We start from the raw sequence: 14,404 nt of genomic DNA on the forward strand, positions 1-14,404 counted from the left end.
GCGGGTGATACGTGACAATGCAGTTGTCGCTTCGAGCCGATCAATCGAGCGGAAGAGGGCGCCTACGATGGTGTCGACCTTGGAGCCAATCGCATCGATGCAGATGAGATTGTTGATTGGATCAGGAAAAGGCGTGAGCCGCAGCCTCACGTGGGTCGTTGCACTGCGCAGCAGCCTTGAGGAGCCCCTTTCCTGCGAGGCAATTGACGGTCAGAGTATGCAGGGGCGAGCCCACTCGGAACGCGCGGTCGATAGCCTCGTTCTTCGCCGGCTCAATCAAATGCTCCTGCGCATAGTGAAAGCACTCGTGAAAGAAGACGCGGTCCGGTTCCTTGGCGCGCACGGACGATCTGGGCTACTTCCATACCTGCCTCATCGTAGATCTGCGAGGCGAGTCGGACCGACGCGACCGAGCCCAACATTTCACGTGCGCGGGTGAGATAGGCCCGTTGGTGCTCAGGCAGGTCGTCGTTCAGGACCACGAGGGTATCGTGGAGAACGTCGCGGGAATACATCGGCTGGGGCTTCAAGAGGGCCTCCCTTGCTTGTGGTGTCATGTCGAACCCCGGCACGCTGTGCTCAGGACCGTTCTCCTGGAATCGGACAGTAGTCATCCGGATCTTCTGGTCACTACCCTTCAGCACCTTTTCGGCAATCTTCGGCAGGATCTTCAGGAAGAAGTCATTCAGGCCGTCGCTTTGCCGCTCGTTGTTCCAACCATTTCGCATGTTGGCGGTGATCCACGCCACGCGGCGAATTGCGGGATTCTCTGCAGCACCGAAGGGTCCGGCGAAGGATAAGGCCGGACCAGACCTCGGTGTTCGTGACGAATGGCCCTTTGGCGATATTCGTCCAATCCTGCCGCCGCCCGCGCTGGGCCCAGTCCGACTGAATCTCCTCGATCATGAAGAGGTCATCACGCACTGTGGTCCGGGCATGGGCAAGGAGGTTAGCAATCCTCTGGCCCGGACGCTCCGGGTCCTCCAGATCCGAGAAGTGGTGCTGCGAGAAGTCGTGGGCCTTGCCGACGGAAGCCAGCAGTGCGCGTCGTTCCTTGTCGAGCCTGACTACTGCGCCCGGGTCCTGAGCGAGCCGATCCAGATCGAAATCCAGCTCCTCAAGCTCGAAGCGGATCTCGTCCATCCGGTCTTCGATATTCGCCTTCTGGCTGTTGAGGACGTACAGCGTTTCCTGATAGACACTCGGCCCAGGCTGCTTGAAGTTGGCGTACTTCGGGCGCGCAAGGTCGATCTCTTTGATCGTCGGAGTAGTATTCCCACGCTAAAGCCCACTCGAGTTCAAACGCATTCAAGCGCATTGGTTGGATTCCGCTCGAGCGCATTCAAGCGCGTTCAAGCGCATTGAAGCGCATTGAAGCGCGTTGAGTGCCGACACCAAGACGGAAAATCGCGCGGGACCACGGCGTTCAAGCGGGCTCAATGGCATTGAAAGGCATCGAATCGCATTGAAAGGCATCGAAGGGCATCGAAGGGCATCGAAGGGCATTGAAGGGCATTGAAGGGCATTGGCATTGAAGGGCATTGAAAGGCATTGAAGTGAGTAGCCTTCCTCGAAAACAATGAAGCTGAACTGCAGATTAATACTGATAAGGAGGGGCTGAAGTTTATCTGTATGTTTTTAAGTCATTGAGAATAAAGAACAAATGGCTGCTAAGAATGGCCCGCAAAGTTTACTCATAGTTCTTAGTTATCGTGATTGAGCGCTTCATTGGGTGTTCGGCCACTGGTCTCACCAATTAAACGGAAAATCCGACCGATGCCCGCGGGGTTAAGAGGAAATGGACCGAGTGAATCCACGACGGAGATCTGTTGAGAACTCGCTTTTCTGGTCGATCGTCAGTGCCGAAATCGCTTAGAAAAAATTTACTTTTTTTAACTCGCAAAGTTTACTATTTCGTCATATCAGAAAACTAAGTTAACTTTACCTGTCTAGTAAAGCTAAGGCGTGACTACAGCCTTGTTAGAAGCGGTGGAAAATGATCGACTGTGAAGAGAACTTTGGAAAGGGCGGCCGGGGCGAGAACTGCGTGGAAGACGGCCATATCGAGGGTCGACCACGTCGCTGGGTTGATGTGGTGACCCGCTTCAAGTTCAGGTCGCCCGCAGAGAGGGGCCTGATCCCAAATTACGTTCTGTCGCAGATGAACCATCGCCCGGATGGATTGCCACAGGATCAGATGCCGGTTGCAGGCCGAACCGATGCAGGTGTCGACGGAAGGCGGTCCGGGGGCCGGAGGCGACACCGATGTGCCCGCGACCTCGGGGACCGCCTTTGGCCCGGCCCCTCCCCGTGTGTCTGATCGGATGCTGCGTCGATACCGATGGGCGGTGGACTCGCTGTGGAGATTGGCCGTTGCCGAGGATGATGGAAGCGCCCGATCTTGATAACCGGATTCTCAGCCAGAAAGTGATACTCAAGGCTGGCCAGACATGGGTGCTGTCCGGCTTCGAGCAGATGGGCGACGACACGTCTCGCAGCGGCACGGGTGACGCCCGGTTCTGGCTCCTGGGCGGAAACCAGTCCCGCAAGACTACGCGAGACGTGATGGTCATCCTGATCACGCCAGTGAACGTCGAGTAAAGGACGGACATGGCGACAGTAAAGCGGGGCACGCGCACGGCAACTCTATCGGCAACCACGGACGTCATCACGGTCGATGGAACGGCTTACGCTGTCGGCTTGCTCTGGCAGTCAGCGTCGAAGCCGAAGGGGTTCATGCGCGAGGTCAAAGCCTTCACAAAGCAATACGGATTACGCCAGTTCGTACTGCGTGAAGGTGCGATGACGCAGATCGGTTACGTGTGACCACCACAGGCGCTCGTCCGCTGCGGAAGGCACAGGCCTTGGTACCGACGCTTGCTGACCTGTTGGGCACGTCGTGGCACGGGGTGTTTCAGGTGAGCGAGCGCACCTTTGTGATGGGCGCTGTTCACAATGGCGCGATCGTTCCCGAGGCCGATGTTGTGGGTAGCGAGGACGATGTTCGTTCGCGCTTTGGTGAGATCGTCGCTCGACCTTGGGCGAAGATCTACGCGCCGCGCACCTTCCTGGCCACGGCAGAAAGTCTGAGTCTGGACACGGTACTTAGTCCAGGGGCGGTGCAGCGAAGTCGTGCGGGCCGCGGGAAAGGCTACCCAGTTCGTTCGACCACGCCAGACATTAGCAAGCGCCAGTTGGTGATCTACGGCGGCACAGCGGTGGTCGCCTTGGCCGCCTCGATGGTGCAGCACCATCTCACCATCGCCCGGCAGGAAGAGAAGGCGAGGCAAGCTGCACTGACGGCCGCGCGGGAGTCCGCGAACCTGGAGAAGGAACGTGCTGCAGCCATCGCGCAGGTCACGAGCATGGCCCCCGTCCCTCAGTGGCCCAATGAGCCGGCTGGCAGGACCGTGGTTAGCCGGTGCATGACTGCGATCCTGGCGGAGGGTCGCATCCCTGTCGTGATTGAGGGCTGGCGCTTCACCGGCGTGACGTGCGATGGCAATCGCATAAGTGTCGCCTATGGGCGCACCCCTGGTGCGAGCGAGGACTCGTTTCTGGTAGCCGCTCGTCAAAGCTTTCCGTCCGTCAGCGTCGCGCCTGAGGTGGGAACAGCCAGCGGACCGGTGATGCCAGAGGAGCCTATGGCGGCCCGTGGCGAGGTCACCCTTTCGACATCGGAGGGTGCGTCGGTGCGGGCGAAGATGCTGGCCACGGCAGAGAGTGCGCGCCGAGACACACTTCCCGTGGTGGCCCGAATCTCGGCAGGCGACACCGGCAAGCTGTACGCCGAGTTGACATACATGGACGGCCAGGACGGTGAGGTGAGCGCCGGCGACCGTCTGCACGGCTTGGGTTGCCGTGTCAAATCTGTCTCGGACGTCCCGGAAATCGGAGTGTCGGTTAGGTTCGGGAAGAAGCAGACACGACTGCAGTACGCCGGCATGCACACCGCCAGTCCGGCCGCTCCATCGACTCAGCCTCAGGCTCTAACGGGCCCAGCCGGGGTTCCCGCCGGAGCGCCGCGCATGGGTCTTTCGGGTGCTCCGCTAACGCAACCGGTGATGGTGCCGGCAACCATCGGCCAAGGGCCGCTCTACGGGAACGTTGCGCCTGCTGCCGCAGCGCCCCAAGCGCGGGCACAGTAAAGGTCAGTAATGGATAAAGCGAGAGACCAGGCACACTCCAGGATCGTCGAGGCGCGCCAGCGCGGCGTGCTGGCATGGTCATCGGAGAGCGGCAAGTACCCGGCAAATGATGCCGCTCGCGAACTTCTATGTTTGACGAGCGATGGTGTACTGCATGTGCTGGCCGGCAAGCAGCTGGACCCGCACGTGTTGAGCTACCAGCAGCTTGTCCGCGCGGAGGGCGTCGTGTCAATTCGCCCGCGGGAAGTCGGGTTCCCGGAGCTGAAGCTGCTGTACAAAGAGTTGTCCGGCTCCCATCGCATTGGAGACCCGGTGCGCCGGGAGGTGTAGGCGACCGACCGGCAAGCGGAGGTCATTGGATACGTGAAGGAGGCCGTCGTCGAGAAGGCCTCCGATATCCGCCTAGTGGTACATGACGACGTTGGATACATCGAGTATCGGCTGGACGGTGATCTGTATGAGTTCTATCAACTGTCCGGCCAACACGTCCGCGACTTGATGTCGTCGATCTACCACTGGATGTGCGACGTGGCAGACGAGACGTTCAAGCCTTCACGCAGTCAGGACGCCAGGCTTAGCTCCGCCTTTGTCAAACAGATGGGACTGTACGGCGCCCGAGTCAGCACTAGGCCGACCGATCGGGGCATGATGATGGTGATCCGGCTTTTGTACAGAAGCCGAAACGAAGCCAACTCGGTCGCTGCGCTCCGCTTCTTTCCTGAACAGATCGAGGATCTCCAGACGATGAGACGCTCCCGCTATGGGATCAACATCGTGTCTGGGGCTACTGGCTCCGGCAAGTCGCTCACCCTTTCCGTGATCATGGGGGAAACGGTGGAAGAAGGCCGGCAGCGGATGGCCACAACGGGCCAACAGGGGTCCCGTGGCCGACCGAAGGGGATTCGCGTCATTACCATCGAGGATCCACTGGGCATGTGGCTTGGACAACGCTGCACACGAGCGACGCCACGTCCGTACCCCAGCGCTTGATCGATCTAGGACTGGATCGAACCTTGATCCTAGACCCGATGCTCTCAACCGGCTTCGTGAATCAGTCGCTTACGAAGCTGGTGTGCCCGCATTGTGCGCTGAAGTATGCGGAGCATAAGCACAAGTTGTCAGACGAGCTAAATGCACGCATTGAACGATTCTGCGATCCGACGGGAATTAAGCTGCGTGGACCGGGCTGCTTGAGATGCCGTTACGGCACGATGGATCGGGTTCTGATTGCCGAAACGGTCGTGCCGACTAGCGAGTTCATGGAGATCTACCGTGACGCGGGCAAGATTGCAGCCAGGAAGTACTGGGTGAACGAGATGGGCGGACTGACCAAATGCCAAGCGCTGATCCGGCGGATCTACGCCGGTGAGGTGGATCCACGAGACGGCGAGGCGGATGTGTCGCCGCTCAAGATTTCACTTGCCCTGAACCGCAATGCCGGCCATGCGGCGTTCGTCATGATCGAGGAGCCGGAAAATCACCTTTCCCATACCAGCCTGACCACGCTTCTCTCGCGGATCGAGTCGCTCACCCGTGACCATCAGCAGCTCTTCATCACCACGCACAGCACCTTCGTGCTGAATCGCCTCGGTCTGGATGCCATCCTGCTCCTAACGAGCGGTAAAGCTTCGAAAATTACGTCGCTGGCTCCTGACACTGTGTCGTACTTCCAGCGCCTGCCTGGCTATGACACGCTGCGCATGGCCCTAGCCAAGAAGATCGTACTTGTGGAAGGGCCTTCTGACGAAATCGTCTTCGAGCCCTTCTTCAAGGACATGTTCGGGAAGCGCCCCATGGATCTCGGTATCGACGTGATCAGCATGCGGCGATTGTCCTTGGCTCGCTGCCTTGAGTTTTGTGCCGCGTTAGACAAGTCAGTCGCCGCCATGCGAGACAATGATGGCATGGACCCGGCCGAGCTTCGAACTGGCGTTGATGAGTGGCTCTGCGCAGGAAAGCGTGAACTATTCATTGGGCAAGTGGCGCATGGCCGCACCCTGGAGCCGCAACTCGTCCACCACAATGGCGAGTCGACTCTGCGCAGCTTGCTCGGCCTCACGGCGGCCGCGGATCTCCACAAATGGATGAATCGGGAGAGGATTGAAACCGCGTTCCGGATTGCGAGCGCTGCGACCACGCTTACGCCTCCCGACTACATGCGCGCCGCCGCCACGTTCATCCATGGCTAACCTGCTCACCCTGGCTGTTGCCGGCTCGCGCAAGACTCAAGGCATCGTCGATCATTGCGCGGGGCTTTCTTCAGAGCGTCGCGCGCTCGTGCTGACCTTTACCCAGGCGAATCAGGAAGAACTGCGACGCCGACTGGGTCAGCGAGCCGGCGATCACCTGGGCATCGAGGTGATGGGATGGTTCACCTTCCTGTTACGGCATTTTGCCTTTTCTCCTGTTCAAGTTTCCTGGCAAGCGGGTTCTAGGATTCAGTTTTGAAGGGCGACCGCACAGGCACGCGACAGGCTTGTCGCGATTTCTCGATGTTCATGGCGCAGCGTATGCATGTGAACTGGGGCGGCTTTCGAGCGAACTCGTAGGCGCAAGCGAAGGCGCTTTGCTGAAACGCCTGGAGAGTTTGTACGACGAGATACTAATAGACGAAGTGCAAGACCTGAGCGCTCATGATTGGGAGATTGTAGACGCGCTGCTGCACTCGTCTATTCACATCCGGATGGTTGGAGATATCCGTCAATCGGTCTTGGCAACGAACCCGCGCAGCACTAAGAACAAACAGTATGCCTATGCAGAAACAGTCAAGTGGTTCCGTGAGCGAGAACAACTGGGAAGGCTGGCCATTAGGGAGAGTGTCGAGACATGGCGATGCCATCCGAAAATTGCTGCATTCTCCGACACGATTTTCGACGCGAGCTGGGCGTTCCCTTCAACCGTCTCTCGCAACGATGCGATGACGGATCACGACGGCGTATTCCTTCTAACGAAGAAGCACGTGAGGGACTATGTAGAACGATTCGCGCCACAGTGCCTACGAAGCATGGCTGGCTCAGGCAAGGAGTTCAATCTGGATTTCATGAACTTCAAGGTCGCGAAGGGCTCAACATTTGAGCGTGTGCTTATCATGCCGACGGCAGGTATTACCGACTTCGTGCGTAAGGGATCAAGCTTGGAGCCAGTACCAGCAGCGAGCTTTTACGTGGCCGTTACTCGAGCTGCACAAAGTGTGGCCATGGTCATTGACAATGCGGGTGCATCTACGTTGCCGTATTGGACACCCTAACCGGCTTGGTAGCTGTCATGCCTCTCAAAATGCCATTGACTGAGGGATTCGTTGGTCCATGCTACTCGGGGACTACGGGGGGCGAAGAATGATCGGCGCATTGTCACCGACAAGATTGCATAGCGGACCTTTTCTCGAACGGGACAGTTTTGAAACGCGGGGCCTTCCGTTTGTCCGCTCTGTCGGTCGGCTATCGGCTTGGGTGCCGCCCGTCAAGCCGAGACCCCGGTCACCCATTCGCCCGCGAGCGTGGAAACTGCGCATGCGCCTAGACCGACGATGCGACACGAACCACTGCCAGGGTAAATAACCGACTCGTGATGATGACCATGGAATGCGCGGGTCACGCCCATGACGTCAATCAGCGAGTCAATCGCATCGAAACCATGCGGGTGACACGCTGGAGCCTCATGGCTCACCAAGACGTCCGCTCGCTGATTCCACAGCGCGTGGTACGTCTGCGGGAAGATGGTGCTGCGATGACGCCGCGGCAAACCATCCCGCCAGTAATTCCCTTTTCCGCATTGGGCAAGATAGTCGGACTCGCTCACGATGCGCGGTGCTTCGGGTGGCATCCATACCTGACCACGAAAAATGCCCCCCAGCCCCGCGATCCGGACGCCTGCGATCGTGACGACACGGCCATCGAGATTGCGGTCAGCCAAGCCTGAGCCGAATAGATTGTCGTAGTCGGTATCACTATCGGTATCATGATTGCCGGGAATCCACCACACTTCCGTCAATTGCAGAATACTGGCGAGCTCCTCATCCAGCGGACGCTTGGCTTGGATGTCGCCGACGAGCACCACGGCTTCCGGACGATACCGCTGGACACTTTCGATCAGCGGGCCGAACTCGCCATGCGGGTCTCCGCAGAAAAATACGTTGCTTCTAGGCATCTTGCGCGTCCGTGGGCTATTTGCGTTTGGGGGAAACAGGCGCCTCGGTGACGACCACCGTCGACGGAAGCTCCTTAAGGCGGCCCCAGGTTTTGCGCATACCCCGTGTCCGTTGAGCCGCCAGAGCGGTCAACTTGCCGCGGCGTAGCCAGGCTGTCCCGATGCCGGCGCCAATCGCTCGCAGGGCTTCTTCGGACTCAAACGATTAAGGCGTCGCAGTAGTCATGCCCTATAAACAGTGCGAATCGACCATAACGCTCATTTTATAGTGCAGATCGATCGTACCGGTGAGGCGATTGCGACATTATCGATCACCACGATGAGAGTCATTGCGGGTGAGCGGACATTCCCGCGGCATTGGCTGTGGTGAAGGATGACCCGATGTACCCATCAACTTTGAGAATCCAGCCCACGAACTTTGGGACAAACCCACGAACTGTGAGTGCATTCGAAGGAAGATCCAGCGCTGAAACGAGTAATCTACGGCCCGGCTGAAGACAAAGGTAGGTCGCTGCGCCGGGTGTGGCAGGTTAAAAGGGGATACATTATGAAGTTCACCAATCACAATATGTCGGAAAAGGGCTTGGCCCCTTTCACCGCTGTAATGGCGGCTCTCGGCACCGGCGTCGTGACTGCACAAACCAGTGCTATCAAGGGCATCATGAATTCCCGCTCGCTGACCATGGCTGTTCTGGTGCCGACTGCCGCGTTTTCGGCTTTCGTCCTCGGCGCATCTCCTATCGGCTTGGCACGCATCCTCCTTACTGGTGACGTGGCGGCGATTCGGGGGAATGCGGCACACTATCACCTCTTTGCATGTGCCCTGGCTATTTTCGCACTGATTACCACGGCACTGTACTTCAAGGCCTATAAGTTCGGGCCGGGAGTGTTCAGCGTATCCAGTTCGAGGACGTGGAAAACGTGGTGGATCACATCATTCAATTGACGGATGGCGTGATCGAGCGCGCCAAGGAAGAGAGCGCATCCTTCTACGACCATCTTCGTGCTGCTCGAACTGCCGAGCACGAGCCTCGATATCGCGGGCAGTAGGCCGGCGCGCCGAGCTGTCTACGCGGCATCCATCCCTCTCACCGGCCAGCACCAGAACCCGGCCTCGCCCATTACGCAGTCGACCCAATCGGGCGACTCGCATTGGACTTCGGTCCGCCGCTGAACGACCGAGCTCTCTCTCTCCCTCCCTTGTTCGCGATACATAGGCCAGTCAGGCCGTCGCGTCATCTATTAATTCCCACGCTAAAGCCCATTCGAGTTCCGGTCAAGCGCATTCAATCGCATTGGAGCGCATAGAGGTCGGGCTTTGAATGTTGTTCGAGCGCGTCATAGCGCATTCAAGCGCATTGGAGCGCGTAGCGGTCTGGGTTTGGATGCCGTTCGAGCGCGTCATAGCGCATTCAAGCGCATTGGAGCGCGTAGCCATCGGGCTTGGAATGCCGTTCAAGCGCATCCAAGCTGGCCTTGACGCGCCTTGGGGTGCGGAAGGACCCAACAATTAGACGTTGAGAGGGGACGCGCCGCGGCGGCGACACGTTGAGCGTGGAAGCGGACATCACAAGCCAGGTTCCGCGCGCCGGTAAGGCACATATTACGCAGTGGCTCTGTTCAATACAAACCCCGCGCTGTTCAATACAAAGCCGACGCTGTTCAATACAAAGAGCACGTGGACCTAACAGTCATCACGTTAACCCTTTGATTAACATAGAAAAAAGAGAAGTTCTAGGGCTTACGGACTTCGCATATTTAGGATTGCTATCCAACAACGATTTCACATCGAAAATATATATGTGAAGTACGCCACATCCTTTACGTCTAGGTTCCGTGACGACGATTCAATCGGATTTTTCTTCAACGAATGCAAGGTTGGGCGGCTTCAGCGCAGACCCGTCTAGCGCTTAGCTGGCGGCGAATCTTGGCGCCTCTCGGATCAATTCGAGTCAGCATTGGCGGCGGCCAGACCATCAAAAATAGTTCACACTTGATGGAGGTGGAGATATCACATTTTTCAATATCACTTAATGCACCCGACATAACGTGTGTAGTAAAGTCTGAGAGGTAGAAGCGTCCAATTTGAGATTGGTGGAAGATGATTAAGTGTAAAGACGAGTTTGAGGGCGAGGCCGAGCCGCAGGGCAGTGCGAATCAGTTGGCAGACGAGGACCTGAAGGAGCATCCTCCGGGCGAGATCCGCATAGTGAGCCAGTTCGACTTCAGGTCGCCTGCTGAGAGGGGGCTGATACCGTACTACGTCCTGACGCAGATGCCACATGGACGGGGTGAGCTTGCGGCGGACGTGGACTCGAAGGAGCGGGACCGGCCGGCGGATTTATCTGATGGGAAGGCTGGTCGTCCGCCACATCCGATCAGTGCGACATCCGGTAAGCCGTTCGGGCCGGCCGTGCAGAGGGTGTCCGATAGCATCCTGCATCGCTATCACAAGGCGGTTGATTCCCTATGGAGGCGGATCGTGGCCAAGGACAGGGGCTCCCATATGTATCGTGTTGTCGGGCCACTCGAGATCGTCGACCTTTTGCTGCGACGCGCGCCTGAAATGCGACCGTCCACCTGAAACACGACCAGGGCCGCGGTGCTGTACTGGCTGGAGGGACTGCCTCAGAACGAGGACGTCATGCAATCGAGGGTGATCCTTCTGACTGGCTGCCCGAAGGATGGCTTCAAGGGAACCAAACCCGGGGCAACCGCGACTCGCTATTCGTCCAAGTCACAGCGCAAGCGCACGTTCTCAAAGCGAGAGTTTGACCGATTGCTGCGCTACCTCGATAAGCGTGCTCTGGCGTCGCACAAGACCCTTAGCCCAAATGCTCTGGTCGGGACGTGGTTGCGGGCCGGACTCGCCTCAGGTCTCCGTCCTGTTGAATGCGAGCATGCGGCATGGGCCGATGAGTCCGAGAGCAAGTTGCGGGTCAAGACTGCAAAGCAGCGTCTGCGAAAGGCCGACTGGACGGCAGGGATTGCCAGGTTAGAGATTGATTCGGGGCCGGAGGTAGCGGATGAGGTGCAACGTCCAAAGTATCGACTGGTCAGCATTGACGAACCCGATCGGGAGGTAGTCGGTGAGTTTATGAATATGCTGCACTCCCTTCTGGACGAAGGGGAACGGTATCAAGATATTTACAACCGCGTCAGAAGGTATCTTTGGCTTTCGTCGTTAGCGGTTTTCGGCGAAGAGGGCACCCGCTTTTCTCTTTATCTGATGCGTGGCCAATTCGGGTCGAATAGGAAGGCGCGCCAAGGTACGGCGGCTACTGCAGGCGAGATGGGTAACTCTCCATTGAAGGCGAGTGGTTATTATGGGAAAGTAATCCACGCTCACCGAACTGGCGGTTCTGGTGGACAAAAGCCGGCAGAGCGATTAAGAGATTTGCACCATGAAACCGCGAGCCGTGAGAAAGGCGATGGCGGGAAGTAGTGTTTCTGTATATCCGGGTCCGCAATAGTGGGCAAGCTCAATGATTTTTGCGGTTTTCGTTTGGACCGAATCTGGTTCTTCTGCGGATATCTGATCCGACTAAGGGAGCCGGGTTGATTCGGGTTTGAAGTCGACCCAACGCGCCAGGGCTTTCTCGGCGACAGACGGCACTTGCGCATCGTCAGACCGGCCGTGACATTCTCCCCGTCGACCGGGATTTGCAAGTCATTTGAATTTGCGTGGGTCGTCTCGCAATCAGTAGGCTGGGTATATCAACTCAACGACCGGTGATGCCCATGCAGCCTATCTACGAATCCCAAACGTTCACCCTAATCACGTCGCTCCTGATCGCGGCGACTATCGTCGCGCCGTTGGCTGCTTTCCTAGGGGGCCAGCTCAAGGAGGTTCTTGGGGAGGTGTCTGCCTTTGACGGCGAGGGAGCAGCGCAAGTCTCTGCCGCGTTCCTGCTGGCGTTGCTGGCCACGTTGGGCTACGGCGCCGATTCCGTCGCGCCTCCTGTTTGGGTGGGCGTGCTCTGCGTCGGTATCGCCTACTCGCCAGTTGCATGGCTGACCGTCCGGGCTGTGCGCGGTTCGACTCGCGCCGGTTGTGCACCGCCAGCAGGCAGCCCTCTAAAGCGATTGGTGCAGCCCCAGGCGGGACTGGACCGACTCAAACCCAACGGAGTATCTGATGACGACCGTATTCGAGACCCACGGGGCTTGCCTGCCCGCATTGTGGAACTGATGACAGGCTAAACGTCGAGGCGCGGACCGACCGGCTCGGACCCTGCCCGAGTTGCGGAAGCGCGGCCTCGCGCACGAAGGCGCTGCACTGTCGGCGATCGAAGTCGGAACACTCACCGTAAAACTCGCGCCCGTCTTCGCCGACGATCGCAACGCTGATCAGCTGGCAGTCCAGAAAATCGGTGAACTCGGTATCGACGAAGTAGCGGATTTTCCAAAGGCTGCGCGGTGATTGGCTGCAGGGATTCGGCCAGGTGACCAACTGCATTTCGTTTAGCAACTTTCGGTAAGCTGCAGTGCGACCGCGCCTAGACTCCACGTTCGGTGCGCCGTCGGGTCGGCAACGGCGGTAATTCCGAATCACGCACTATGAAGCGCTCAAGCTCTCGGATGTCTCGTTCGCAAACGCCGGACTCGAAAAAGACCTCGCGCCAGCCCGACACGGTCTCCACAATCTTCTCGACTTCGGCGTGTGCCTCGGCAGGCGTGAGCATGAAGCGGCTGGCTTGCGAGAGGGCGTTTGCGAGCGTCGGATCCGTTCCGTGGTCGCCGACGATCAGTTGCTGATACGGAATCCCCTGCAACTGCGGCTGGACGTCATAGACCGGCGATAGCCGCCAGTTTTCCCCGCCGTGATGCAGGAAGGCGTGATTCTTGGCGTGGTCGTCGGTGTTCTCGATCAGGATGTTCAAGACCATGCGCCGGAACATCTGGAGACAGTCCTCAAGCGGCTCAGGTGAGTAGCGGCGCGCTACCTCCGCGATGTCCGCGTAGGACATTTGTTCCTCCGGGATCCCTTCGGCAAGCAGCAACGTGCGCGCGCTCGCGAAGTGAATGCGGCCGCCGCCGCCCGGCTCCCGGTCAAAGCGCTTGACCAACAACGTGTTCTGGCGGCCCAACTGGACAAGCCGAGACTCGGGCGCGTCGATGCCGCAGGCCTGCGCCAGCACGAGTGAGGCATGCTCAATGGCGCAGAAGTCCACCTCATCGCCTTCGGCGGCGAACTTGGCGATCCACGAGCTGCCGTCATCATCAATAATCGCCTTCGGACGGGCGCCGCCGGCGGTGCCGCCCGGGCGCAGCAACTGGCGAAGACGATCATCGATAGGCAACTGCAGTTCGACGGCGCGCGCAGCTTCGATCAGGCCTGGCAAGTCACCGCGGTGAAATACGGGTGGATGGTTGACCTCGTAGGAATCCGCCGTCGAGGCGAACCCAAGCGCGCCAATCCGATCCTCGCCAGCCAAGGCCAGGTAGTCGATCGATGCGCGCCGACGCGGATTGAAAGCCCGATCGATAACGCGCCGGCCCCAGCGGTCCGGTCCTGCATCTTCGAAGACCGGATGCAGCTCCAAGCCGGACGGCGCTGCATACTGGCCATTCCGGAGGGGCAAGTCGGGCGAGAGGGCGATAGCGTCTTTACGTCGCAGATAGTCCGGCGCATAAGAGAACAGGCACTGCCTACCACCGATCAGATCCAGGCGCCCGCAGAGCACAGGTTCATGGCTGTGAGGCTGGTAGAGCCAGACGTACAGGTGGCCGGTCATGATTTTTTCCACTGCGACTGCGACGATTTGGTGGCCGCAGGCCGTTGAATACGGGTGATCTCAAGGTCGAGCGCGACCTCATCCGCGGCAGGATTCGCCACCTCCGGAAGCCATTTGAGACGGCCGACCAGCCATAGGGCCATTGCATAGACCGCGATCGACACTGTCGGGTCGCCTTGCTCCATCTTCCGTAGTGTCGGGACGGAGACCTGCATCCGCTCGGCGAACGCTGCCATGGTCTCTTTGCGCCGCTTGCGCGCAAGTCGCAGATTTTGGCCGAGCTGAATCAGCGACCGGCTAACCGGGCCTGGCAGGGTTGAAACAGCGCTGGCTTTTCTGGGCATGATGCAAACAATAATAGCCAAGTCTAAG

16 protein-coding genes are annotated in these 14,404 nt (G+C 58.7%); 11 read left to right on the forward strand and 5 right to left on the reverse strand.

Annotation, left to right across the window (positions count from 1 at the left end; translation table 11 throughout):
• Nucleotides 1–272: 272 nt before the first annotated feature.
• Nucleotides 273–749 (reverse strand): hypothetical protein, encoded by a 477-nt coding sequence (locus tag K2O51_RS32210; protein WP_041680752.1) that lies wholly within the window; start codon nt 747–749, stop codon nt 273–275.
• Here K2O51_RS32210 and K2O51_RS32215 point away from each other — a divergent pair.
• The 9 genes from K2O51_RS32215 (at nt 727) to K2O51_RS32250 (ending at nt 7,395) form a co-directional block, all read left to right on the forward strand.
• Nucleotides 727–1,365, forward strand: coding sequence for a hypothetical protein (locus K2O51_RS32215; RefSeq protein ID WP_166487199.1), 639 nt, complete (start codon nt 727–729; stop codon nt 1,363–1,365). The genes K2O51_RS32210 and K2O51_RS32215 overlap by 23 nt on opposite strands.
• 1,008 nt (nt 1,366–2,373) lie before the next feature.
• Complete coding sequence (locus K2O51_RS32220) at nt 2,374–2,601, forward strand: hypothetical protein (protein WP_140953175.1); 228 nt, start codon at nt 2,374–2,376, stop codon at nt 2,599–2,601.
• 9 nt (nt 2,602–2,610) lie between these two features.
• Nucleotides 2,611–2,826 carry a hypothetical protein gene (locus K2O51_RS32225; RefSeq protein WP_041680749.1) on the forward strand — a complete coding sequence of 72 codons (216 nt, stop codon included), beginning with the start codon at nt 2,611–2,613 and terminating at the stop codon, nt 2,824–2,826.
• Nucleotides 2,823–4,148 carry a type 4b pilus protein PilO2 gene (pilO2, locus tag K2O51_RS32230; RefSeq protein WP_166487198.1) on the forward strand — a complete coding sequence of 442 codons (1,326 nt, stop codon included), beginning with the start codon at nt 2,823–2,825 and terminating at the stop codon, nt 4,146–4,148. Before K2O51_RS32225 ends, pilO2 begins: the two co-directional genes overlap by 4 nt.
• 9 nt (nt 4,149–4,157) lie before the next feature.
• Complete coding sequence (locus K2O51_RS32235) at nt 4,158–4,478, forward strand: hypothetical protein (protein WP_011295913.1); 321 nt, start codon at nt 4,158–4,160, stop codon at nt 4,476–4,478.
• A 33-nt stretch (nt 4,479–4,511) separates the two neighbouring features.
• Nucleotides 4,512–5,138 carry an ATPase, T2SS/T4P/T4SS family gene (locus K2O51_RS32240; protein ID WP_041680747.1) on the forward strand — a complete coding sequence of 209 codons (627 nt, stop codon included), beginning with the start codon at nt 4,512–4,514 and terminating at the stop codon, nt 5,136–5,138.
• Nucleotides 5,084–6,337, forward strand: a complete 1,254-nt coding sequence (locus tag K2O51_RS32245) for an ATP-dependent nuclease (RefSeq protein ID WP_483413831.1) — start codon at nt 5,084–5,086, stop codon at nt 6,335–6,337. The genes K2O51_RS32240 and K2O51_RS32245 overlap by 55 nt, the downstream gene beginning before the upstream one ends.
• Nucleotides 6,330–6,596, forward strand: a complete 267-nt coding sequence (locus tag K2O51_RS35705; protein ID WP_220456151.1) for a DEAD/DEAH box helicase family protein — start codon at nt 6,330–6,332, stop codon at nt 6,594–6,596. Before K2O51_RS32245 ends, K2O51_RS35705 begins: the two co-directional genes overlap by 8 nt.
• A 28-nt stretch (nt 6,597–6,624) precedes the next feature.
• A complete protein-coding gene (locus K2O51_RS32250; RefSeq protein WP_219916633.1) occupies nt 6,625–7,395 on the forward strand; it encodes a UvrD-helicase domain-containing protein in 771 nt (256 codons plus the stop codon).
• A 212-nt stretch (nt 7,396–7,607) separates the two neighbouring features.
• Here the strand turns inward: K2O51_RS32250 and K2O51_RS32255 are convergent, their stop codons facing one another.
• Nucleotides 7,608–8,294, reverse strand: coding sequence for a metallophosphoesterase family protein (locus K2O51_RS32255; RefSeq protein WP_011295911.1), 687 nt, complete (start codon nt 8,292–8,294; stop codon nt 7,608–7,610).
• Between the two features lie 547 nt (nt 8,295–8,841).
• Between K2O51_RS32255 and K2O51_RS32260 the strand changes: the two genes are divergently transcribed.
• Both K2O51_RS32260 and K2O51_RS32265 read left to right on the forward strand, forming a co-directional pair.
• On the forward strand, nt 8,842–9,240 hold the full coding sequence (locus tag K2O51_RS32260) for a hypothetical protein (RefSeq protein WP_011295910.1): 399 nt from the start codon (nt 8,842–8,844) through the stop codon (nt 9,238–9,240).
• Nucleotides 9,241–10,938: 1,698 nt separating this feature from the next.
• A complete protein-coding gene (locus K2O51_RS32265; protein WP_220632180.1) occupies nt 10,939–11,739 on the forward strand; it encodes a hypothetical protein in 801 nt (266 codons plus the stop codon).
• Nucleotides 11,740–12,411: 672 nt separating this feature from the next.
• Here K2O51_RS32265 and K2O51_RS32270 read toward each other — a convergent pair.
• The 3 genes from K2O51_RS32270 to K2O51_RS32280 are packed head-to-tail and all read right to left on the reverse strand — an operon-like array spanning nt 12,412 to nt 14,268.
• Nucleotides 12,412–12,753: an enolase-like domain-containing protein gene (locus K2O51_RS32270; RefSeq protein ID WP_245002023.1), complete on the reverse strand. Its 342-nt coding sequence runs from the start codon at nt 12,751–12,753 to the stop codon at nt 12,412–12,414.
• A gap of 40 nt (nt 12,754–12,793) precedes the next feature.
• The gene (locus K2O51_RS32275; RefSeq protein WP_011295905.1) at nt 12,794–14,032 is read right to left on the reverse strand and encodes a type II toxin-antitoxin system HipA family toxin; all 1,239 of its coding nucleotides are present in this window, start codon (nt 14,030–14,032) and stop codon (nt 12,794–12,796) included.
• Nucleotides 14,029–14,268, reverse strand: a complete 240-nt coding sequence (locus K2O51_RS32280; RefSeq protein WP_235679885.1) for a hypothetical protein — start codon at nt 14,266–14,268, stop codon at nt 14,029–14,031. Before K2O51_RS32280 ends, K2O51_RS32275 begins: the two co-directional genes overlap by 4 nt.
• Nucleotides 14,269–14,404: the final 136 nt, after the last annotated feature.

Source organism: Cupriavidus pinatubonensis, assembly GCF_019602855.1.
GTDB lineage: Bacteria > Pseudomonadota > Gammaproteobacteria > Burkholderiales > Burkholderiaceae > Cupriavidus > Cupriavidus pinatubonensis.

What these genes read in the sequence shown, in the direction of transcription:
- K2O51_RS32275 (WP_011295905.1), bottom strand. Translation starts at nt 14,032, where the DNA reads ATGACCGGCCACCTGTACGTCTGGCTCTACCAGCCTCACAGCCATGAA.
- K2O51_RS32280 (WP_235679885.1), bottom strand. Translation starts at nt 14,268, where the DNA reads ATGGCAGCGTTCGCCGAGCGGATGCAGGTCTCCGTCCCGACACTACGG.
- K2O51_RS35705 (WP_220456151.1), top strand. Translation starts at nt 6,330, where the DNA reads ATGGCTAACCTGCTCACCCTGGCTGTTGCCGGCTCGCGCAAGACTCAA.
- K2O51_RS32255 (WP_011295911.1), bottom strand. Translation starts at nt 8,294, where the DNA reads ATGCCTAGAAGCAACGTATTTTTCTGCGGAGACCCGCATGGCGAGTTC.
- K2O51_RS32225 (WP_041680749.1), top strand. Translation starts at nt 2,611, where the DNA reads ATGGCGACAGTAAAGCGGGGCACGCGCACGGCAACTCTATCGGCAACC.
- K2O51_RS32265 (WP_220632180.1), top strand. Translation starts at nt 10,939, where the DNA reads ATGCAATCGAGGGTGATCCTTCTGACTGGCTGCCCGAAGGATGGCTTC.
- K2O51_RS32260 (WP_011295910.1), top strand. Translation starts at nt 8,842, where the DNA reads ATGAAGTTCACCAATCACAATATGTCGGAAAAGGGCTTGGCCCCTTTC.
- K2O51_RS32215 (WP_166487199.1), top strand. Translation starts at nt 727, where the DNA reads ATGTTGGCGGTGATCCACGCCACGCGGCGAATTGCGGGATTCTCTGCA.
- K2O51_RS32270 (WP_245002023.1), bottom strand. Translation starts at nt 12,753, where the DNA reads ATGCAGTTGGTCACCTGGCCGAATCCCTGCAGCCAATCACCGCGCAGC.
- K2O51_RS32235 (WP_011295913.1), top strand. Translation starts at nt 4,158, where the DNA reads ATGGATAAAGCGAGAGACCAGGCACACTCCAGGATCGTCGAGGCGCGC.